The 21,422-nt window shown below is 36.5% G+C and carries 19 protein-coding genes and 1 pseudogene; 12 read left to right on the top strand and 8 right to left on the bottom strand.

The window, feature by feature from the left end:
- Positions 1-96: 96 nt before the first annotated feature.
- From MVE64_RS07820 to MVE64_RS07810, 3 genes are all read right to left on the bottom strand, one after another.
- Positions 97-1,068 (bottom strand): bile acid:sodium symporter family protein, encoded by a 972-nt coding sequence (locus MVE64_RS07820; protein ID WP_247346991.1) that lies wholly within the window; start codon positions 1,066-1,068, stop codon positions 97-99.
- 143 nt (positions 1,069-1,211) lie between these two features.
- Positions 1,212-1,967 (bottom strand): yteA family sporulation protein, encoded by a 756-nt coding sequence (locus MVE64_RS07815; protein WP_231308074.1) that lies wholly within the window; start codon positions 1,965-1,967, stop codon positions 1,212-1,214.
- 123 nt (positions 1,968-2,090) lie between these two features.
- Positions 2,091-3,023, bottom strand: coding sequence for a 1,4-dihydroxy-2-naphthoate polyprenyltransferase (locus MVE64_RS07810; RefSeq protein WP_098795063.1), 933 nt, complete (start codon positions 3,021-3,023; stop codon positions 2,091-2,093).
- Between the two features lie 379 nt (positions 3,024-3,402).
- On the opposite strand from MVE64_RS07810, the gene MVE64_RS07805 reads away from it, so the two are divergent.
- The 10 genes and pseudogenes from MVE64_RS07805 (at position 3,403) to MVE64_RS07760 (ending at position 15,429) form a co-directional block, all read left to right on the top strand.
- Positions 3,403-4,818 carry an isochorismate synthase gene (locus MVE64_RS07805; protein ID WP_247345287.1) on the top strand — a complete coding sequence of 472 codons (1,416 nt, stop codon included), beginning with the start codon at positions 3,403-3,405 and terminating at the stop codon, positions 4,816-4,818.
- The gene (menD, locus tag MVE64_RS07800) at positions 4,805-6,556 is read left to right on the top strand and encodes a 2-succinyl-5-enolpyruvyl-6-hydroxy-3-cyclohexene-1-carboxylic-acid synthase (RefSeq protein ID WP_247345286.1); all 1,752 of its coding nucleotides are present in this window, start codon (positions 4,805-4,807) and stop codon (positions 6,554-6,556) included. Before MVE64_RS07805 ends, menD begins: the two co-directional genes overlap by 14 nt.
- The gene (gene menH, locus MVE64_RS07795) at positions 6,553-7,356 is read left to right on the top strand and encodes a 2-succinyl-6-hydroxy-2,4-cyclohexadiene-1-carboxylate synthase (RefSeq protein ID WP_247345284.1); all 804 of its coding nucleotides are present in this window, start codon (positions 6,553-6,555) and stop codon (positions 7,354-7,356) included. Before menD ends, menH begins: the two co-directional genes overlap by 4 nt.
- Before the next feature lie 11 nt (positions 7,357-7,367).
- Positions 7,368-8,186 (top strand): 1,4-dihydroxy-2-naphthoyl-CoA synthase, encoded by an 819-nt coding sequence (gene menB / locus MVE64_RS07790; protein ID WP_098794895.1) that lies wholly within the window; start codon positions 7,368-7,370, stop codon positions 8,184-8,186.
- 91 nt (positions 8,187-8,277) lie between these two features.
- Positions 8,278-9,747, top strand: a complete 1,470-nt coding sequence (locus MVE64_RS07785) for an o-succinylbenzoate--CoA ligase (RefSeq protein WP_247345282.1) — start codon at positions 8,278-8,280, stop codon at positions 9,745-9,747.
- Complete coding sequence (gene menC, locus MVE64_RS07780) at positions 9,744-10,850, top strand: o-succinylbenzoate synthase (protein ID WP_247345279.1); 1,107 nt, start codon at positions 9,744-9,746, stop codon at positions 10,848-10,850. Before MVE64_RS07785 ends, menC begins: the two co-directional genes overlap by 4 nt.
- 473 nt (positions 10,851-11,323) lie before the next feature.
- Positions 11,324-12,277, top strand: coding sequence for a metal ABC transporter solute-binding protein, Zn/Mn family (locus MVE64_RS07775; protein WP_247345276.1), 954 nt, complete (start codon positions 11,324-11,326; stop codon positions 12,275-12,277).
- Positions 12,278-12,381: 104 nt separating this feature from the next.
- A pseudogene (locus tag MVE64_RS07770) lies at positions 12,382-13,130 on the top strand (metal ABC transporter ATP-binding protein).
- Positions 13,131-13,211: 81 nt separating this feature from the next.
- Positions 13,212-14,528, top strand: coding sequence for a metal ABC transporter permease (locus MVE64_RS07765; protein ID WP_247345274.1), 1,317 nt, complete (start codon positions 13,212-13,214; stop codon positions 14,526-14,528).
- Complete coding sequence (locus MVE64_RS07760) at positions 14,518-15,429, top strand: metal ABC transporter permease (RefSeq protein ID WP_247345271.1); 912 nt, start codon at positions 14,518-14,520, stop codon at positions 15,427-15,429. The genes MVE64_RS07765 and MVE64_RS07760 overlap by 11 nt, the downstream gene beginning before the upstream one ends.
- A gap of 46 nt (positions 15,430-15,475) precedes the next feature.
- Here the strand turns inward: MVE64_RS07760 and MVE64_RS07755 are convergent, their stop codons facing one another.
- The 3 genes from MVE64_RS07755 to MVE64_RS07745 all read right to left on the bottom strand — a co-directional run bounded on the left by MVE64_RS07755 (position 15,476) and on the right by MVE64_RS07745 (position 18,151).
- Entirely contained in the window at positions 15,476-15,661 is a 186-nt protein-coding gene (locus tag MVE64_RS07755; RefSeq protein WP_121663150.1) for a hypothetical protein, read from the bottom strand.
- A gap of 72 nt (positions 15,662-15,733) precedes the next feature.
- On the bottom strand, positions 15,734-16,774 hold the full coding sequence (locus MVE64_RS07750; RefSeq protein ID WP_379050974.1) for a cytochrome d ubiquinol oxidase subunit II: 1,041 nt from the start codon (positions 16,772-16,774) through the stop codon (positions 15,734-15,736).
- 24 nt (positions 16,775-16,798) lie between these two features.
- Positions 16,799-18,151 (bottom strand): cytochrome ubiquinol oxidase subunit I, encoded by a 1,353-nt coding sequence (locus tag MVE64_RS07745; protein ID WP_247345269.1) that lies wholly within the window; start codon positions 18,149-18,151, stop codon positions 16,799-16,801.
- A 653-nt stretch (positions 18,152-18,804) separates the two neighbouring features.
- Between MVE64_RS07745 and MVE64_RS07740 the strand changes: the two genes are divergently transcribed.
- Both MVE64_RS07740 and MVE64_RS07735 read left to right on the top strand, forming a co-directional pair.
- Positions 18,805-18,948 (top strand): hypothetical protein, encoded by a 144-nt coding sequence (locus tag MVE64_RS07740; RefSeq protein WP_247345267.1) that lies wholly within the window; start codon positions 18,805-18,807, stop codon positions 18,946-18,948.
- Between the two features lie 11 nt (positions 18,949-18,959).
- Positions 18,960-19,127, top strand: coding sequence for a hypothetical protein (locus tag MVE64_RS07735; RefSeq protein ID WP_247345264.1), 168 nt, complete (start codon positions 18,960-18,962; stop codon positions 19,125-19,127).
- 56 nt (positions 19,128-19,183) lie between these two features.
- Here the strand turns inward: MVE64_RS07735 and MVE64_RS07730 are convergent, their stop codons facing one another.
- Both MVE64_RS07730 and MVE64_RS07725 read right to left on the bottom strand, forming a co-directional pair.
- Complete coding sequence (locus MVE64_RS07730; RefSeq protein WP_247345262.1) at positions 19,184-20,092, bottom strand: nuclease-related domain-containing protein; 909 nt, start codon at positions 20,090-20,092, stop codon at positions 19,184-19,186.
- A gap of 91 nt (positions 20,093-20,183) precedes the next feature.
- Entirely contained in the window at positions 20,184-21,380 is a 1,197-nt protein-coding gene (locus MVE64_RS07725) for a metal ABC transporter solute-binding protein, Zn/Mn family (RefSeq protein ID WP_247345260.1), read from the bottom strand.
- Between the last annotated feature and the right edge of the window lie 42 nt (positions 21,381-21,422).

Genomic DNA, 21,422 nt, shown 5'->3' with positions numbered 1-21,422 from the left:
CTTATCTTTTATTTTACTAGTTAAAGAAATTTTTGGAAGAAAAATTAAAAACAAAATTTGGCATAATCAAAGGGAGCACGAATGCCCCCCTCATCATTATGCCTTTTTTGAATTGTCAGTAGTCATTTCTAAATTAGATTCTTGCTCCATTTTTTTCCCCCACCATGTAGCGAGTAAAGGACCTGATATATTATGCCATACACTGAAAATCGCACTTGGAACGGCAGATAATGGGGAAAAATGTGCAACTGCTAAAGCAGCACCGAGCCCTGAATTTTGCATCCCGACTTCAATAGAGATAGCTTTTTGGTCTGCAAAGTTTAATTTTAATGCTTTTGCCAACACAAATCCTAATAAAAGGCCGAGTAAATTGTGTAGAACAACAATGGTGAAGATTAAAAGACCTGTTTCTGCAATTTTCTCTGCATTCACAGCAACCACAGCTGAAGCAACCGCAACAATTCCTATTACAGATATTAGAGGTAAAACAGTTACACTTTTTTCAACTTGCTTTTTAAATAATAACTTCACAACAATACCTAAAATAATTGGAATAAGTACTATTTGAACAATTGATAAAAATAAGGAACCAGCAGAAACCGGCAGCCATTTACTAGCAAACAAAAGTGTAAGAGCTGGTGTTAATATTGGAGCAAGTAATGTTGAAATTGACGTTACAGCGACAGATAATGCTGTATTTCCTTTAGCTAAAAATGTAATAACATTAGATGCTGTTCCACCAGGACAACAGCCTACCAAGATTACTCCAACAGCAACTTCAGGTTGTAGTTGAAAAACTGTAGCGAGTAAAAAAGCCAGTAATGGCATAATCGTAAACTGTGCAACAACACCTAATAGAACACTTTTTGGCGCTTGAAACACAGCTTTAAAATCTTGCAGAGATAAAGTTAGTCCCATTCCAAACATAATAATACCTAATAATAGTGCAATATGAGGGGCAATCCAAGTAAAGCCACCAGGAATAAAAAAGGCTAACGCAGCAAAAATGATGACCCAGATTGCAAAAGTGTTTCCAGCAGCCTTACTAATTTTTTCTAATAATTGCATATTCATACAACCTCCTTTTTGAAATTATATAACTATATATTCTAAAAATTCAATAATTTGAGATTGGTTATAAAAAAAATCAAGTAAAAGGGAAGAAAGTCTTACACAAAAAAACTCCCCCTGTGTATGGGGAGTTTTTAAAATTATACTTCATCCTCTGTATAAGGATCTTTCTCGTAAGGAGGTAAATCGCCAAAGATCGTCATTGTACCTTCTTCATCTAGCATATCTTCATATTGCTGATGCTGATTTGAAGGGAATATGGTAATTTCTTTTCCTTCTATATCAGTGCCGACAAAGTTTTCATAAGCCTCAACATACCCATCAGGGTCATTTGATTCCATATAAACATCATTGTAGTGATCTTGTGGATCATTAAAATCAGATGGAGTTTCAGATGATCCGTAACTATTCACAATTTGATAAGCATCTTCTGCATCAAACGCTACGTTCTCATCTTGATCATCATAATTAAATTTTCCGAAGGGAGGCATTAAAACTCCTTCTTCTATTGGGCGATTATGTGAAACAACCTGTTCAGGTGCATGTTCTTTACAGGTAGTAGCTGTAGGAATTGCATCAAGTCGTTCAACTGGTATATCAACTCCACAAACTTCACATTTACCATAAGAACCATTGTCAATAGCTTGAAGAGCTCTTTCAATATCTAATAGTTGTTCTTCTGTATGTTCATTTAATGCAATGTCTTTTTCTCTTTCATATAATTCTGTTGCATCATCTGCTGGATGATTGTCATAACTTGAGAGTTCCCCCATTGATTCATGCCCATGACCTTCTTCAAGACCAAAATGACCATTCATCTCGAAGCGATCTTCTATATCTTTTTTCATTTGGTTTAGCTGTGAACGGAAGGTCTCTACTTGTTGTGAACTTAGCATGCCATCCACGCTCCTTCCTTAAATAAATGTTTCTATACCTATTATGAGCAGTAAGAAGGAAAACATGATTGTTAAAATTGCACAAAAAAAACACGGTACCTGAACATACCGTGTAAGAAGTATTTATAAGAAGTGGCTGACGAATAAACCCAACGCCAATAAAAATCCAAATTGAACATTCGTTTGAGCAGTTGCTTTCATTGCAGGCATCATTTCAATTGGAGCTGTTTTCCCTATAAATTGTTTTACAGCAGAATAAGCTTTAGGAATACTAATTAATACGAGCAATGCCCAAGCTGGTGCTAAACCTACTATAAGTAGTACAAATATAATGAAATATGCTGTAATAAACATACCAGCTAAAAAACGAATTGAGTTTTTTCTTCCTAGTAAAATGGCAAGTGTTTTTCTGCCATTTTCTTTATCGCCATCTAAATCTCGAATGTTGTTCGCAGTTAAAATAGCTGCAATTAAGATCGCAACAGGAATAGATAAAAGTATGCTACCTAAGGAAAGTGTCTCAGTTTGAATAAAGTAGGCAATTAATACAATAACATTTCCCATAAAAAACCCGGCAACAATTTCACCAAATGGTGTATATGCAATTGGAACGGGACCTCCTGTATAAAAATACCCAGCTAGCATACATACTATTCCTATAACAGCAATCCACCAAGTGGACATCATACAAATGTAAACACCTAATAATGTAGCAATACCAAAAAATGAAAAACCTAATGTTAAGACAGTGTTTGCCTTAATTCCATTTCTAACGATGGCACCACCTATACCAACAGATGATTCATTGTCTAAACCACGTTTATAATCAAAATACTCATTAAACATATTTGTTGCTGCTTGAATTAGAATAGAAGCAACAAGCATAGCTATGAATAATGAGAGCTTTATTGATCCTTCATGCAAAGCTAACACAGTCCCAATTGTAACAGGAATAAATGCTGCAGATAGTGTATGCGGTCTTAATAGCATCCACCAAACTCTCCAGCCTTTGTCCTTTTTAATCATAGGAGCATGTGGCGTTGTCTGAGGTTGCATAATATCTCTCCTTTTTTTAGCAAAAAACAAATATAACATGTAAAACGACTCCATAACATAGTTTAGAAAAATAACCAAGGGGTGTCAATGCTTTTCAAATCAAAGATCCTAGCTTATTATTACCATTTGTACCTATAAAATGACTCTGTAATCAAGACGTTTTCATTTTAATCCTGAACAACAAGATATATAATAAGGTTATAACAATTTGGTTCTAAAAACAGAATTGATAAATTTGTACTTAGTTTGGTGTATAGTTCTACAAAGCCCTATTAAGGCAAAGGACTGGCAAGTTAAGTGCCTTGCGCTTTTCTATATTGACACACAACCTAGCTAGGTGTATCTTAATATAAGCAATTTTTGGTGTCGGGGGATAAGCTTGATAACTACTTTGGATCATACAATAAAAGAATTTATACAGCAGGCATTGGAAGAGGCAAAGCAGACGAATCAATCGGTGATCGTCAGCAGTGTAAAAGAAGTGGATGCAATGGACCCCCTTCATTTCTTTGCTTCCGGTGAAGAACTTTCCTTAGGAGAACGATTTGTTTGGTCAACACCTGAACGGGATTTTACGATGGTTGGTCTAGGAAATGAATTAGTTATCGAAAATAATAAAGAGTCTAAACAAAGATTTCAGGAAATTGAAAAGGAATGGAAGCGCTTCCCTAAAAAGGTTATTTCTGATCGGAAGAATGAAATAGGGACAGGCCCTCTGCTATTCGGAGGTTTTTCATTTGATCCTATAAAAGAGAAAAGTCCTCTTTGGGATTCATTTGCAGAAGCAAAATTTGTACTTCCAACTACAATGCTTTCCATTGTTCAGAATAAAACATATCTTACTATTAACAAAATCATTTCACCTTACGATGAACTTGATGTTTGTATCAAGCACTTTGAAAATAGTATTGAACTTAGCCATTCCTTTCCTTATTCATTAGATTGTGAAAAGGTTAACGAATTTTCAACTATTGAGTATAAAACTTCTGAATGGTTAAAGGCTGTCCAACAGGCAACTAAGGATATTCAATCAAAAGAAATGGATAAGGTTGTTTTAGCTCGTGAAGTACATCTAAAGTTCACAGAGAAAATAAATTCTTATCAAGTCATAAATAATCTTCTGAAGGAACAGCCAACAAGCTATGTTTTTGACTTTGAAAATGGAAATCAGCACTTTGTTGGGGCGACTCCTGAAAGATTAGTTAAAAAGAAAAACACTCAGGTATTATCAACCTGTCTTGCTGGATCGATTAAAAGAGGAAACACAAAAGAGCAAGACCAAAAGTTAGGTCATCAACTATTAAATGATGACAAAAACTTAATTGAACATAATATTGTTGTTAAAATGATTAAAGCTGCTATTGATTCATGCTGTGATGAAGTAAGTGTACCTGAATACCCAACCTTATATAAAACGAAAAATATTCAACATCTATACACTCCTGTAAAAGGAATTGCAAAAGAAGGAATTTCCCTTCTTTCTATGGTTGAAAGATTACACCCCACTCCTGCTTTGGGTGGGTATCCTAAAGATAAAGCGATTGAAAAAATTAGAGAGCGTGAACCAATGCATCGCGGATGGTATGCAGGTCCAATTGGATGGCTTGATCATGATAACAACGGTGAATTTGTTGTAGCCATTCGCTCAGGGTTATTGGAAGGTCAGAATGCTGCATTATTTGCAGGATGTGGAATTGTGGAAGAATCAGATCCGAAATCGGAATATCTAGAAACCAAAATAAAACTTAAGCCAATGCTGTCTGCTTTGGGAGGAATCGTAAATGAAGACTGGTGATACACTAACCAGATACGTCGCCAACTTTGTTGATGAACTGGCTCGTTTAGGAGTTGCGGAGGTAGTTATTAGTCCAGGTTCTCGCTCAACTCCTCTGGCTATTTTAATGGCGGAACATCCAGATCTTACTTGTTACATTAATATTGATGAACGATCAGCAGGCTTTTTTGCGCTTGGAATGGCTAAGTGTAATAAAAGACCTGTTGTATTAGTTTGTACATCTGGTACTGCAGCAGCTAATTATTATCCAGCAATTGTTGAAGCGCGTTACTCAAGAGTTCCATTAATAGTCATAACTTCTGATAGACCTCATGAGTTAAGAGATGTTGGGGCACCACAGGCAATTGATCAAATTCAAATGTATGGTCATTATCCAAAATGGTTTGTTGACGTAGCCTTACCTGAAGAACAAGTAGGAATGTTTCGTTATGTTAGGACAATTGCAGGTAGAGCAGTGTCAATTGCTTCTGCACATTCTGCGGGAGTGGTTCATTTGAATTTTCCATTTAGAGAGCCTTTACTCCCCAATTTAACTCTTAATGACTTATGGAGTACAACAGAAGATCGAACAACCTATTTATATACTACACTAGGTGAAGTACTTTTATCGAAAGAACAAATGGAGATGTTGGCTCAACTTGTGAACAGGTTTTCTAAAGGAATTATTGTTTGTGGAGAACAAAATGATTCAGATTTTATTACAGAAGTGAATAAGCTTTCTGAAAAACTGAAATTCCCGATCCTTGCCGACCCTCTTTCTCAATTAAGAGCAGGTAAGCATAAAAAGCAGGGTATCATTGATGGATATGACTCGATATTAAAAGATCCTGAATTAGTTAATGAGCTTAAACCAGAAGTGATTATTCGGTTTGGCCCTATGCCTGTTTCCAAGCCTCTTATGCTTTTATTGAAAAATAATCCGGATATTATACAGATTATTGTCGATTCAAGTGAAGAGTATCGGGACCCAACTTTAAATGCTTCACATCTTATTACTTGTATGCCGCATTATTTCTGTAAAGAGATGGTGAACTTAATACAAGCTAAGGAATTCTCGGATTATTATATTAAATGGTTACAAAGTAATCAGGTCTTTTCAGAAAGACTTGATCATGAGTTGCATAAAATCGATGAGTTATTTGAAGGAAAAGTAGTTAGTGAACTTCAACAACTTCTACCTGATGGCAGCCGATTATTCGTTGGAAACAGCATGCCGATACGGGACGTTGATACGTTTTTTAGAAATCATGATAAAGAAATAGAAATCATTGCTAATAGAGGAGCCAACGGTATTGATGGAATTGTATCTACTGCATTAGGTGTTAGTGTCGATCATAAAAAGCCTACATTTTTATTAATAGGTGATTTATCGTTCTTTCATGATTTAAATGGTCTTTTAGTAGCGAAAATGAATCAACTTAATCTAACAGTCATTTTAGTTAATAATGATGGTGGCGGGATCTTTTCTTTTCTTCCTCAGTCAAAAGAAGAAAAGCATTTTGAAACACTTTATGGAACTCCAACTGGTTTAAATTTTTCGAAAGTGGTAGAAATGTATGAGGGGAAATATGTCAAGATTGAGAGCTGGAACGAATTCCGGAATTATCTTACAAATGAATGGAACAACAGCGGATTACAGGTTGTTGAACTTGCAACAGATCGAATGACACGTGTCAAGATTCATCGGGAATTGTTAGATCATGTTTCCCAGGAAATAAGAAAAGTGTTGAAACAATGAAAATAAGAGGTATTGATTATAACGTTGAAGTCGTTTCAAAGGGTGAGCCACTTGTTTTATTACATGGTTTTACTGGATGTATTGCCAATTGGAACCATATATTAGCGGAATTTCCACAGCATCAACTTGTTTTAATTGACATTATTGGACATGGTAGAACAGAATCTCCTTCAGATCCTTCAAGGTATGAAATGAATGAGGTTGTTAAAGATATTGTTGAAATATTAGATACTTTATCAATCAATCGTGCAAATATTTTGGGATATTCTATGGGAGGTAGATTAGCTTTATCTGTTGCAGCAACATTTCCTGAACGTGTAAAAACACTGATTCTTGAGAGTAGCTCACCCGGCTTAAATTACCTGGAGGAACGAAACAATCGAAAAAGATCCGATGAAAAGCTTGCAAAAGAAATTTTGAGTCATGGGGTAGAAAGATTTGTTCAACGATGGGAGAAAATTCCCTTATTCTCAACCCAAGACCAATTGTCACTGGACACAAAACAAAAGCTTAGAGCACTTAGGCTACAAAATAATCCTGTAGGACTTGCTAACAGTTTGATTGGAATGGGGACAGGATCTCAACCATCCTGGTGGGAGCAGCTTTCAACTATAGAGATCCCTGTGTTATTGTTGTGTGGTGAATGGGATTTAAAGTTTTGTGATATAGCTAAAAATATGCACAAATACCTTCCTACTAGCTACTTAAAGGAAATAAATCATGCAGGACATACAATTCATGTAGAACAACCACGAATTTTTGGTAAAATAGTAAGTGAGTTTTTATCTCAAAATAATTAGGAGGTACAAAAATGGCAATTGAATGGGTTACACAGCGTGAGTATGAAGAAATCATTTATCAAACATATAATGGAATAGCGAAGATTTCAATTAACCGTCCACATGTACATAATGCATTTACACCGAAAACGGTGACAGAGTTAATTGATGCATTTGCTCGTGCTCGAGATGATGAAAATGTAGGTGTCATTATTTTAACAGGTGAAGGTGGAAAAGCCTTCTGTTCAGGTGGAGACCAAAAAGTGCGTGGCCATGGTGGTTATGTAGGTGATGATCAAATTCCCCGCTTAAACGTACTTGATTTACAACGATTAATTCGTGTCATTCCAAAGCCTGTTATCGCGATGGTTGCAGGGTATGCAATTGGTGGAGGACATGTATTACATATCGTATGTGATTTAACAATTGCTGCGGATAACGCTGTATTTGGACAAACTGGTCCTAAAGTGGGAAGCTTTGATGCAGGGTATGGCTCAGGCTATCTAGCTCGCATAGTAGGACATAAAAAAGCACGTGAAATCTGGTATCTATGCAGACAATATGGCGCACAAGAAGCTTTAGATATGGGCTTAGTCAATACAGTTGTTCCGTTAGATCAGTTAGAAGAAGAAACGGTAAAATGGTGTGAGGAAATATTAGAAAAAAGTCCAACAGCTATTCGTTTCTTAAAAGCAGCATTTAATGCGGATACAGATGGACTTGCAGGAATTCAGCAATTTGCTGGGGATGCAACATTGCTTTATTATACAACGGATGAAGCAAAAGAAGGCCGCGATGCATTCAAAGAAAAACGTACTCCGGACTTCAAACAATTCCCTCGTTTCCCTTAAGCCTTATACGATTTCAAAAAAGCTTGGTGATACTTTTCTCATCAAGCTTTTTTTATTAAAAATATAAAATTAAAGGAGGTAAGGTATTGTTATGAACGAGACATTCCCTAATTGGTTAAAGCAACGAGCAAATCTTACGCCAAATCGTTTGGCTGTTAAAGCAGAAAATGAAGAATTGACGTTTGACGAGCTTTATAAACGTGTTCAAAATAGAGTAAAACAATTAATCTCTCATGGGGTAAAAAGAGATGATCATATAGGGGTGCTCATGAAAAACAGCGTAGATATGATTGAAGTGATTCATGCGCTCTTCTCTGTCGGTGCTATAGCTGTATTATTAAATCATCGCTTAACAAATCAAGAGCTAGCTTTTCAACTATCAGATGCTGAAGCTGTTTCTGTTATTTGTCATGAAGAATTAGCGGGAAAACTAGGTGAAAAGGTAAATGTAATTGTTGTTGACCACCTCAAAGAAATAGAAAGTCCTGTTTACATAGAAGAAATTGAGGAGTTCAAGGCAGATCAAGTGGCAACCATCATGTATACATCTGGAACAACAGGATATCCAAAAGGTGTACTACAAACGTTTGGAAATCATTGGTCAAGTGCAATCGGCTCTGCATTAAATCTGGGAATAGTACAAGAAGATCGTTGGTTATTAGCTGTTCCGTTATTTCATATTAGCGGATTATCGATCTTGTTTCGAAGTGTTATTTATGGAATTGGTATTGTCTTATTTGAGAGATTTGATGCTAAAAAAATGAATCGTGCCATCTTGGAGGATGGGGTAACCATTGTGTCAGTTGTCACAACGATGTTAAATCAAATGCTTGTTGACCTTGGCCATAACAAATACCCGGAGAGCTTTCGATGTATGCTTGCAGGAGGAGGTCCAGTTCCAAAAGACTTGCTTGAAAAAAGCCTCACAAAACAAATCCCCGTTTTTCAAACGTATGGAATGACCGAAACATCTTCACAAATTGTTACCTTATCTCCTGAATATAGCATGAAAAAGGTAGGATCAGCAGGTAAACCATTATTTTTATGTCAAATGAAAATCATGCAAAATGGAAGAGAATGTTCTCCATTCGAAGAGGGCGAGATTTTCGTTAAAGGACCAACTATTACAAAGGGTTATTGGAAGCGGGAGGAAGCGACAAAAAACGGATTTACAAATGGTTGGTTTCACACAGGTGATCAAGGTTATATCGATAATCATGGATTTTTATATGTATTAGACAGACGATCAGATTTAATTATTTCCGGTGGAGAAAATGTATACCCAGCAGAAATTGAAAATGTCTTACTCTCATACCCAGCTGTCCAGGATGCGGGTGTTGTTGGTATAGAAGATAAGAAATGGGGACAGGTCCCTTATGCTTTTCTTGTTACAACTGAAAAGATTGATCGTGAAGATCTTCTTGCATACTGTCAAGAACGATTGGCAAAATACAAAGTTCCTCATCATATAACATTTTTAGAAGAGCTTCCAAGAAATGCATCGAATAAGCTTTTGAGAAAAGACCTTAGAAAATATCTAGAAAAAGGAATGTCTAAATGATAAAAGTTGAAAAAGTCACATTGTATCATATAACTCAGCGGTTGAAAGTCCCGTTTACATCAAGTATTGGACATGTTACGGATCGAGATAGTATTTTAGTTGAAGTTATTGATTCTGATGGAGTAAGTGGATGGGGAGAGGTTGTGGCATTCTCAACCCCTTGGTATACAGAAGAAACGATTTCAACCTGCTTTCATCTTCTTAAAGACATTCTTATCCCACTAGTCATTTCTGAGACTTTTGAACACCCAGATGAACTGCAGGAGATTTTTAAAAGAATAAAGCGAAATCAAATGGCAAAAGCATCTCTAGAGGGTGCAATATGGGATTTATATGCTAAGAAGAAAAATGTATCCTTATCAACGGCATTAGGTGGCGTAAGAAATGAAATTGAGTGCGGTGTTGTTATCGGGATATCTTCCTTTTCAAATATGATTGAACAGATTACTCGATATCATGAGGAAGGATATAAACGATTTAAAATAAAGATTTCACCAGAACAGGATATGAAAATAGTTGAGGAAATACGCAAAAGGTTTCCTGATTTACCTTTAATGGCAGATGCAAATTCATCTTATACACTGAATGATGTTGAAAGATTAAAAGAACTAGATCAATTTGGGTTAATGATGATTGAACAACCACTCGCAGCAGACGACATTGTTGATCATGCAAAGCTTCAAGAGAACCTATCAACTCCTATTTGCTTAGATGAAAGTATTATAACTAGTGAAGATGCCAGAAAAGCGATTGAATTGGGAAGTTGCCAAGTTATTAATATTAAACCTGGGCGAGTAGGCGGGTTAACTGAATCAAAGAAAATACATGATTTATGTCTTGAGCATTCAATACCAGTCTGGTGTGGTGGGATGCTTGAAACAAGTATTTCACGAGCGCATAATATTGCTTTAGCATCACTAGCAAACTTTACAATTCCGGGAGATATCTCATCATCTTCAAGATATTGGGAGAAGGATATCGTTGATCCGGAAATAAGAAGTGTTTCAGGGAAAATTAGTGTACCAAATGAAATTGGGATAGGGTATAAGGTTAAGAAAGATCTGTTAAAATCAATAGCTTCATCAGTCACAGTTTTAAAATAATTATAAAAAGATATTTTTAATTAGAATATAGAGGGGAAATTTAATTATTAGCCTATGAAAAATTAATTTTATAGTAAATTTGTTTGTCAAAATTAAATGATCAAGATTTTTAATGAAAGCTAACAACCGAGTATAATTATGAAGAAAGATTAACAAATTTAATGAAAGTTAGTTTCTCTTTCTGCTCTTTTAAGGATAACTCTAGACTATGAATTCAGTATACTCACTGAGTACATAGTTTGAGTTATCCTTTTTTTATCTCCTAAATTGTCGAGAAAAGATGTTTGACATAAAAGTCTAAATGAATTATTGTTGCGTTAAGGAAACTTTTTTAGATGAACTAACAAAAAATGATATAAGTAAAAAATGTAGCACACATACTAAATAACTACATAAACTACTTTTGACCCAGCAAAAATAGGAAAGTTTCAACCATGAATATAAAAATGAAAAGCGAAATGGAGGAGTAAAAGGTGAAAAAATGGTTGGCAGGTGTAGGAACAGCGATTCTAGCAGTATTTTTATTATCGGCATGTGGTAGTGATAGTGAACAGACAAATGGTGATGTAGCTGAAGGAAACGGAACTTCTAGTGAAACAATTAATGTTACAACAACTACAGGTCAAGTAGCAGATATCGTAAAACATGTGGGTGGAGATAAAGTGGAAGTTACTTCATTAATGGGACCAGGAGTCGACCCTCATCTTTATCAAGCTTCTCAAGGGGATATCCAGAAATTAAATGAAGCAGATATGATTTTTTACAATGGGCTTCATTTAGAGGGGAAAATGGGTGAAATTTTCGAAAAAATGTCAGAGGATAAGGCAACAGTCGCCGTTGGTGATTCTATTCCAGAAGATTTGTTATTAGCAGCAGATGATTCAACTGCACACGATCCTCACGTATGGTTTGATATCAAAGCATGGATTCATGCTGTTGATGCAGTTGAAGCAGAATTAACAAAGCAATCTCCTGATAATGAAGAATTATTTAAGGAAAATGCGACCAACTATAAAAAAGAATTAGAGGATTTAGATGCTTATGCAAATGAGCAAATTAAAACCATTCCAGAAGAAAGCCGTGTGCTAGTAACAGCTCATGATGCCTTTGCTTATTTTGGGCATGCATATGGATTGGAAGTAATGGGATTACAAGGATTAAGTACAGATTCTGAATATGGACTAAAAGATGTTCAAGCGTTGGTAGATACATTAGTAGAAAGAAACATTAAAGCTGTGTTTATTGAAAGTAGTATTTCAGAGAAGTCAATTAGTGCAGTAGTAGAAGGTGCAAAAAAACAAGGTCATGAAGTAGTAATCGGTGGTGAGCTTTTTTCTGACGCAATGGGTGAAGAAGGAACAGAAGAAGGCACATACCTTGGTATGTTCAAACACAATGTAGATACGATTGTATCTTCTTTAAAATAGAGTAACGATAGGTTATAAGGTTGATAGCTAAGAATGAAAACAATTTGTTCTTAGCTATTGGTATATCTCTAAAAGTGAAACCGCAAAAAGGTTGGTGTTAATGTATGAATCCTGTTACAGTTGAAAATTTAACAATTGCGTATCATCAGAAACCTGTTTTACAGGAAGTAAGTTTTGAGGTACCTGAAGGAAAATTAATTGGCATTATTGGCCCAAACGGTGCTGGAAAGTCAACCTTGATTAAAGGGATTTTAGGATTAATTCCAGCAGCTTCTGGTGAAGTAAATATATTCGGTGAACAATACAAGAAGCAGAGAAAACGTGTGGGTATGTTCCACAACGTGGATCTGTGGATTGGGATTTCCCAACAAATGCATTAGATGTTGTTTTAATGGGAAGATATGGTCATGTTGGCTGGTTTAAACGTCCTGGTAAGAGAGATATTGAGTTTGCTAGAGAGTGTCTTAAAAAAGTAGGAATGCTTGAATTTGAAAATCGTCAAATCAGTCAGCTTTCTGGTGGGCAGCAGCAAAGGGTCTTTTTAGCAAGAGCACTTGCTCAAGATGCAGATGTTTACTTTATGGATGAACCGTTTGTTGGAGTGGATGCAGCAACTGAAAAAGCCATTATCGCTTTATTAAATGAATTAAAGGCAAAAGGGAAAACAGTTCTAGTTGTTCATCATGATTTACAAACAGTAGAAGAGTATTTTGATTGGGTTCTTCTATTAAATATGAGAAAAGTTGCGTTTGGTCCAACTATGGAAACTTTCTCAATCGATAATCTACAAAAAACGTATGGTGGAAAACTAACATTTCTACAAGGTCAATCGGTTGTTGTTGAAGGGAAATAAAAAGATAGATAGTAGATCAAAGCCTTCCTAAAGAAGGATAGGGAACGGTTAGTTTCTTTAGAATAAATAGGAGTGAAGCAAATGTTTGAAGAACTATTGTTACAACTTCAAAATCCAAATACCCAATGGGTTTTAATTGGCACAATGCTCCTGGGAATTGCTAGTGGAGTTGTCGGAAGCTTTACATTATTAAGAAAGCAAAGCTTAATAGGTGATGCGATGGCTCATTCGGCTTTACCTGGAGTATGTATTGCCTATTTACTATATGGTTCAAAATCGCTTCTTTGGTTTTTAATTGGAGCTGTAATTGCAGGCTTAATTTCATCTTTTTTTATTCAAGTGATTATTAATCATTCCAGAATAAAAGAGGATTCAGCACTAGGCATTATCATTTCTGTGTTTTTTGGATTCGGAATTGTTCTTTTAACTTATATCCAACACAATGGTGCTGGAAATCAGAGTGGTTTAGATGACTTTATTTTCGGGCAGGCAGCTTCAATGGTTGCAGCAGATGTACAGTTAATTACCATCATAGCAATCATTTTGCTAGCGATAACGGTGATCTTTTATAAAGAGTTCAAATTACTAACGTTTGATCCTCAGTTTGCAAAAGGAATTGGAATTCCAGCGAAATTCTTTAATGGGCTGTTGCTTTTACTCATTGTTTGTTCAGTTGTAATAGGCTTACAAACAGTGGGTGTTGTGTTGATGGCAGCTATGCTCATTACTCCTGCGATTAGCGCAAGATATTGGACAGAGAAATTAAGTTCAATGATCATTATTTCAGGATTTATCGGCGGCATTTCTGGAGTATTTGGAACACTATTAAGTACGATTATGGAAGGGATGGCAACCGGCCCACTTATTATTATTGCTGCAACAATTCTGTTTATCATTTCACTTATTTTTGCTCCAAAAAGAGGCTTGCTTGCAAAGGCAATAAAACAACTACATTTAAGAAAACGAACGGCAGTAGAGCAAATTTTCTTAAGTTTTTATGATGTAGCAGAAGGCGGAAATCTGCGTGAAATTTCTGAAGATGAGGTTTTATTAAAAAGAAAAGTTACACCAAGCCTTTTCCAACATGCTAAAAATGTATTGGAAAAGAAGGAGTATATTAAACCATCAAGTAATGGTAAATGGATGTTAACTGAAAAAGGAATTGAGGCAGGATATGAACTTGTTTTACAACAGCGTTTATATGAAATGTATTTAATGCATGAAATGGAATTTGCCCATTTAGAGTTGAAAACAAGGGACGATCTTAATTTAAATGCCATTTCAAAAGAAACGAAAGATCAGCTGCTTAAATTATTGCGTATCCATGATCGCGCACCATTACTAATACCGAAGTCAACGAGTCTCGGAGATAGGAGAGTGATGGTAAATGACTTATGATGCTTGGATTATCATAACAGGATCATTAGTAGGCATTACATGTGCAATGATTGGCTGTTTCCTCGTTTTAAGAAAAATGGCGATGCTAGCAGATGCGATCTCACATACTGTTTTATTAGGAATAGTCGGTGGATATTTAGTTAGTCGTAGTCTAGATGGTCCATCTCTTTTAATTGGTGCAGTTATTGTAGGGTTATTAACAGCCTTACTTGTTCAGGTGTTGAGTGGTAAGGGTGTTCAAGGTGATGCTGCGATTGGGATTGTGTTTACATCTCTTTTTGCTGTCGGAGTTATTCTTCTTTCTGTTTTTGCAGGAAATATCCATTTAGATGTGGATCACGCCTTAATGGGGGAAATCACATTTATCCCGTGGGATACAGTCGAGTGGAATGGGATGGAGCTGGGTCCAAAAGCAGTTTGGCTTTTAGGTTTTGTGTTCATTGTAAACTTACTAATCATTATCTTCTTTTATAAAGAATTTAAGATTAGCTCATTCGATCCTGAGATGGCTGTAGCAATTGGAATTCCCGTCTTATTTATTCATTACTTACAGATGGGGATGCTCTCAATTACTACTGTTGCCTCATTCGATAGTGTTGGTGCCATTTTAGTTGTGGCAATGCTCATTGTCCCTGCATCTACAGCCTATTTACTAACAGATAAACTACTAAATATGCTTTTTATTAGTGCTGGAATAGGTGTTTTCTCTGCGATAAGTGGATATTACATGGCAACCGTATTAAATGTGTCGATTGCAGGTGCTATGGCAACGTCAACTGGTGTTCTTTTCGCCCTTGCGTTTTTGTTTTCACCAAAGCATGGATTACTTGCAAAAAAACGAGCACAAAAAAAGCTATCAAAAGCTACTGCTAAAACTGCAACAACAAATCCCGGCCTCTAACAGCCGGGATTTTTTAAGTATTATGGGTATCATTAGTATGTTATTGTTATTCCATTAATCCATATTCAATCGCACGATCAGCAACTAAATCATCAACATCTTGAGGAAGGTCATCCAGTGAGCCGAACTCATAGTCCCATAAATTTGTAAAAGAATCCACAAACATCGGAAACGAGTCAGCATTTGAATTTTTCACATCTTGACGAAATGATTCAATCAGGCTTTCTTTCATGTTACATCCCCCTTGGCTCGTTTTATCACCACTTTATTTTTTCTAAAAGCAGAAAAAATATGTAAGACTTATTTAAGATTCATTTTGTTTTAAATAGCGCTTATCTTTCATAAAGAGTTTCCAAAAGTAAACAAATCCTGGGAAGAGAATAAGGAACCCGACAATGTATGTGATAAATAACGCTCGGAAAGTGTTGGGATGTGTAAAACCAGATTCAATTGTTACGTCAGGATAAATCATGTATGGAAGATGAGCTCGTCCATATGCATAACTTGCTAATAAATATTGAATGGTTACAGCTACTACCGCTAATCTCGGTCTTCCAATTCGTTGCTTATGCTTTGCTGATGGGAGAAATAAAGCAGCACCAGCAACAACAAATGAAAGAACTGAGCCAATTAAAAAGGGGAGGTAATCAAGCATGTTTGTATAAAGCCAATTTGCTTCAGCCCTTAAGGTTAGCATAATGAAAAATGCTGTAACTAAAGAAATGGGACCAAGAATTAAGGCATCACGTCGATAAACACGATACGCTTCGAGTTCATCCGCAACATTTGAATAGTCTGCAAGCAGCAGTGATGATAAAAACAGTGTACTGCTAACAGCAAAGCCAATGAAGGCGTAGATGTTTGGACTTGTAAATAAAGCACCGAAGTTAAGCTGATGTACACCATTTACAACATCAATATAGCCACCATGTGTAATCGGCAACACAAGCATAAGTAACGCTGGAATAATAAATCCTGAAATTCCGGAAACATATGTTAAACCTTTTTCATAGTCCTTTGCAACATGTGAAAACACTAAAAATCCACTTCGTAAAGCTAATAAAATTAAGATGAAACTTCCTGGAAGGAGCAAGACTGTCCCCAAGATAAATGTTGCTCCTGGGAAGAAGCTAACTAGGGCGATAACAATGGCCACAATGAATACATTTGTTACTTCCCATGTAGGAGAGAGATAACGGTTCGCGATGTTTGTTGCATTAGTTTTTTCTTTATTAAAATAAACCATGGACCAGAAGCCTGCTCCAAAATCCATTGTAGCCATAACAGCATAAATAAACACGAACCCCCATAATACTGTGATTGCGAGTAATGAATCTGCAGTCATTTTGATTCACACCTTTTCTAAGGATTAATAGCTAAGATTATTTTGGTTAGGTACTCCTCCATCAAGCTCATCCTCAACAGGGTGGCGCTTGAAGTAATATCTTAATACAGCTAAAACTGCAATACCTAAAATAACATAAATTAAAGAGAAAAGAAGAAACAACATCCCAATTTGGGTTGACTTTGTTACGACATCTTCGGTAGCTAAAATACGATAAATCACCCATGGCTGTCTTCCTGTACAGGCAAAAATCCATCCAAATTCAATAGAAAGAAGGGACAGTGGTCCTGCTACAACGAAGGCATACATAAATAGCTTAGGAAAATGTGGTTTTTTCAAAAATTTGTACCAAACAAACCCAGCAAGGGACAAAAAGATTAAAAAACTCCCAATAAGAACCATTCCGTTAAAAAGTGTGTGCACAAATAACGGTGGCCAGTATTCCTCAGGGAAATCATTTAAACCAACAACCTCTGTTTTAAAGCTATCTCCTGCTAAGAAGCTTAAGGCCCAAGGAATTTCAATCCCATACTTTACTTCTTGGCTTTCACGATCTGTAAATCCTCCAATAGCCAGGGGAGCGTAATCCTGTGTTTCAAAAAGGCCTTCTGCCGCAGCAAGCTTTTCAGGCTGGTATTCATGTAACATTTGAGCCGACTCATGGCCATTGATTGCCGTTAGAAAAGAAAAGATTCCTCCAATAACCAAACTTAACATAAGCGCTTTTCGATGAAATTTGTATACACGTTCATTTTTCCTGCTTTTTAACATTTTGAATGCTGCAATTGTACTAATCATAAAAGCGCCGGTCATATAGGCTGAAACGGCTACATGTGCAGCTGAAATGAAGAAGCTAGGGTTAAAAAACGCAGCCCATGGATCCACATCAACAATTTCCCCATTCTCAATCCTGAAACCAGCGGGAGTTCCTTCAAATGCATGAACATTTGTTATGAGAACGGCAGAAGCACTTGCCCCTATAAGAACGAGGGTAACGCTGATAATTCTCATTCTAGGAGAAATTCGATCAGCCGCATAAACATAAATGCTCATAAACAAGGCTTCAATAAAGAAAGCATAAATTTCAATTTGGAAAGGCAATGACATTACTCTCCCAATTACCTCCATAAATCCCGGCCATAATAATGCGAGCTGAACCCCGGCAATTGTTCCTGTTGGAATGGCAACCCCAAGCAAAACAGCCTGTCCTTTTGTCCAACGCTTTGCCATTATGGCATAATCCTGATCCTTCGTTTTTTGAAAAAGAAGTTCCGCACATAATATCATTAAAGGCAACCCAACACCCAAAGTGGCAAAAATAATGTGAAAGCCCATTGTGGTTCCGAACAGTGAACGCGCTAATACTAAATCATCCATTGCGATCCGCCTTTCTTTTCCTACCTTGTCGTAATCACCCATAGTGTCCACTATTTTCTAGAGAATATTCTTGTGGGTTTTTTATTTGAGATGAAGACCAACATCGTGGGGAAAATCGGAGAAGATGGTCTTCATGCAGGGGGGAAGATTAAGGTAGTGTGAAAAATCAGTGGAGATGGTCATCATGCAGGGGGATGAAGACCGACATAGTGTGGAAAATTGATGGAGATGGTCATCATGCAGGAGATGAAGACCAACATTGTGTGGAGAATTGATGGAGATGGTCATCATGCAGGAGATGAAGACCAATATAGAGTGGAAAATAGGTGGGGATGGTCTTCATGCCGGAGATGAAGGCCAACATAGAGTGGAAAATAGATGGAGATGGTCTTCATGAAGGAGATGAAGACCAACATAGAGTGGAAAATAGGTGGGGATGGTCTTCATGCCGGAGATGAAGGCCAACATAGAGTGGAAAATAGGTGGAGATGGTCTTCATGAAGGAGATGAAGACCAACATAGAGTGGAAAATAGATGGAGATGGTCATCATGCCGGAGATGAAGACCAACATAGAGTGGAAAATAGATGGAGATGGTCATCATGCCGGAGATGAAGACCAACATAGAGTGGGAAATAGGTAGAGATGGTCTTCATGCAGGAGATGAAGACTGACATAGAGTGGGAAATAAGTAGAGATGGTCTTCATGAAGGAGATGAAGACCGACATAGAGTGGAAAATAGATGGAATGGTCATCATGCAGGAGATGAAGACCAACATAGAGTGGAAAATAGGTAGAGATGGTCTTCATGAAGGAGATGAAGACCGACATAGAGTGGGAAATAGGTAGAGATGGTCTTCATGCCGGAGATGAAGACCAACATTGTATGGAAAAACAGTGGAGATGGTCTTCATGCAAAGCGATAAAGACTATCATTGTGTACAAAACCATAGAAGAAGGTCTTCATAAGAGATGAAGACCAACATTCAGTGAATTAGGTAATTGAGCAGTTTCTCAGTCTGTTGTTTTACTTTATTCCTCATAATAAGTCCACTGATGAACCCCTTTTACCTTAAAGTTTTTTTGAAGAATTCTTGTTATTCTTCTTTTAGTTACAATTTCATTACACCATTCATGAATGACATTTGCCGTGAGCTTATTGTCAGGAAAAAGAAGCTTAAATGTCCTTACATTTCGCATAACAGCAGTCTCAATTTCTTCTCTGTGACCACAGGTTAAACATAAAAATTGCATTCCCTCAACACTAATTAAATAAGACAAACACTCCCCACAAACAACCCCTTTACGTAGCTCCTTATATTCATAACTAGGTAATTCCCTATATGGAGAGTCCGTGACATGTAAAGAAAGTAACTTGTCAGCAAGCCTCTTATGATCTTCATTTAACTTTGACGATACTGTATTTAGTTCTTGCAAGTGCCTATTAATTTGAGTAGGAAAAATAAATGGTTTGTTCAGGGGTGATTGATATAGAGTGAATGCTGGGTTGATGAAAACGACTGAGGCAAAAATCGAAGTAGGGTATCCAAGATGTTTGAGTAATTGTCTTAATAATGATTCGGTTCTATTCAATTGAATGAGAGGATTGCTTATTTCTTTTTGGTTTTTCTTATATAGTCGATCAGAGTCGTAATAATAATCTCCTTCATAATTTTTCACCTCATAAAGGTAAAGAGAGTCTCGGGTGATAAGTAAAGAGTCAATTTGGAACAATGTGTTATTTTGTTTTAAAAGCAAATCATTTAGGATAATGCATTCACAACTAAGCTTTTCTAGTAAACTATCAAATAATACCTCGCCCTCATACCCTTTCTTAAGGTTAAAATAATACTGCTTGTCCTTTTCATCCAAACTCATTCGGGTATTTAGGTTTTTTAGAATACATAATTCATTAGGTTCCTTTCGGTGCTTGTAAATCATATTTCACATCCTTTTTATTTTTGAAGATCAAGTTGATTATATGATAGATGTATCTTTCTGTCTAAATAAAAAAAGTGAACGAAATATTCGCTCACTTACTTGATAAGGCTGTTTTTAAAGTTTCTAAATTTCTTTCCATAATACTAAAATAATCCTCATTATTTTTTACATCTTCTTCTGTAATAGACTCTAGGTTGCTAAGGGTTAATGCTTCTGCTCCAATTTCAGCTTGAACGATATCTGTTACATTGCTTGTAACATTTGTTTCAAAAATGATGTAGTTGATTTCATGTTCTTTAGCAGTTTCAATAATTGTTTGTAATTCTTTTTGTGAAGGTTCCTCAGTTGGAGAAAGTTCTAGTACACTGATTTGTTCGATTCCATAACGGTTTTCCCAATAACCGTAAGCAGCATGAGATACTAGGATCTCTTTCTTTTCTGCATTGCTTATTACATCTTTAAAAGATTGATCAAGGTCTTCAAGCTGCGTTTTTAACGCTTGGAAGTTATCCTCAAATGTTTGCTTTCCTTCTGGGTTAAGTTCTATTAATGCATCTTTGATGTTTTCTGCTAGAGTAATTGAATGAATAGGGTCAATCCAAACGTGTGGGTCCTGATCACCGTGATCGTGTGCGTGTGCACTTTCATCATGAGCGGCTTCATCCTCCGCGTGTGCATTTTCATCATGAGCGGCTTCATCCTCAGTGTGTGCACTTTCATCATGAGCAGCTTCATCCTCAGCGTGTGCATTTTCATCATGAGCGGCTTCATCCTCAGCGTGTGCATTTTCATCATGAGCGGCTTCATCCTCAGTGTGTTCACTTTCATCATGAGCGGCTTCGTCCTCAGCGTGTGCACTCTCATCATGAGCAGCTTCTTCTTCAGCATGTTCAGTTTCATCATGAGCAGCTTCTTCTTCATGACCTTCTATATATTCGATTCCTTCACCAGCGTTGATAAAAGCAACATCTTCAGAATTTAATGATTCTTGAACTTTTTCTGTAAAGCTTTCAAATCCTACACCTGAATAAATGAATCCATCTGCTTCAGCGATTTCAACCATCGCCTTAGTAGTAGGCTCGTATGTGTGGGCGTCAACTCCAGGAGGAAGAATGTTTTCAACTTCAACTAAATCTCCACCTATCTTTTTTGCGAAATCTTCTAGTGGATAAATCGTAGTATAGATTTTTAAAGTATCTTCAGTATTTGTTTCATTCGCCGATTGTCCTTCTTCGTTACTTGCGTTACAGCCTATTAATAAGCTTGATAGTAACAGGAATGAGCTCATGAGTAATGTGTGCTTTTCATATTAAATAATCTCCTTTCAATA

It is taken from the genome of Metabacillus endolithicus, from assembly GCF_023078335.1.
In the GTDB taxonomy this organism is placed as follows: Bacteria; Bacillota; Bacilli; order Bacillales; family Bacillaceae; genus Metabacillus; species Metabacillus endolithicus.
Note: the sequence above shows the minus strand (reverse complement) of the source record. Positions and strands in the feature narration are given on the sequence as shown.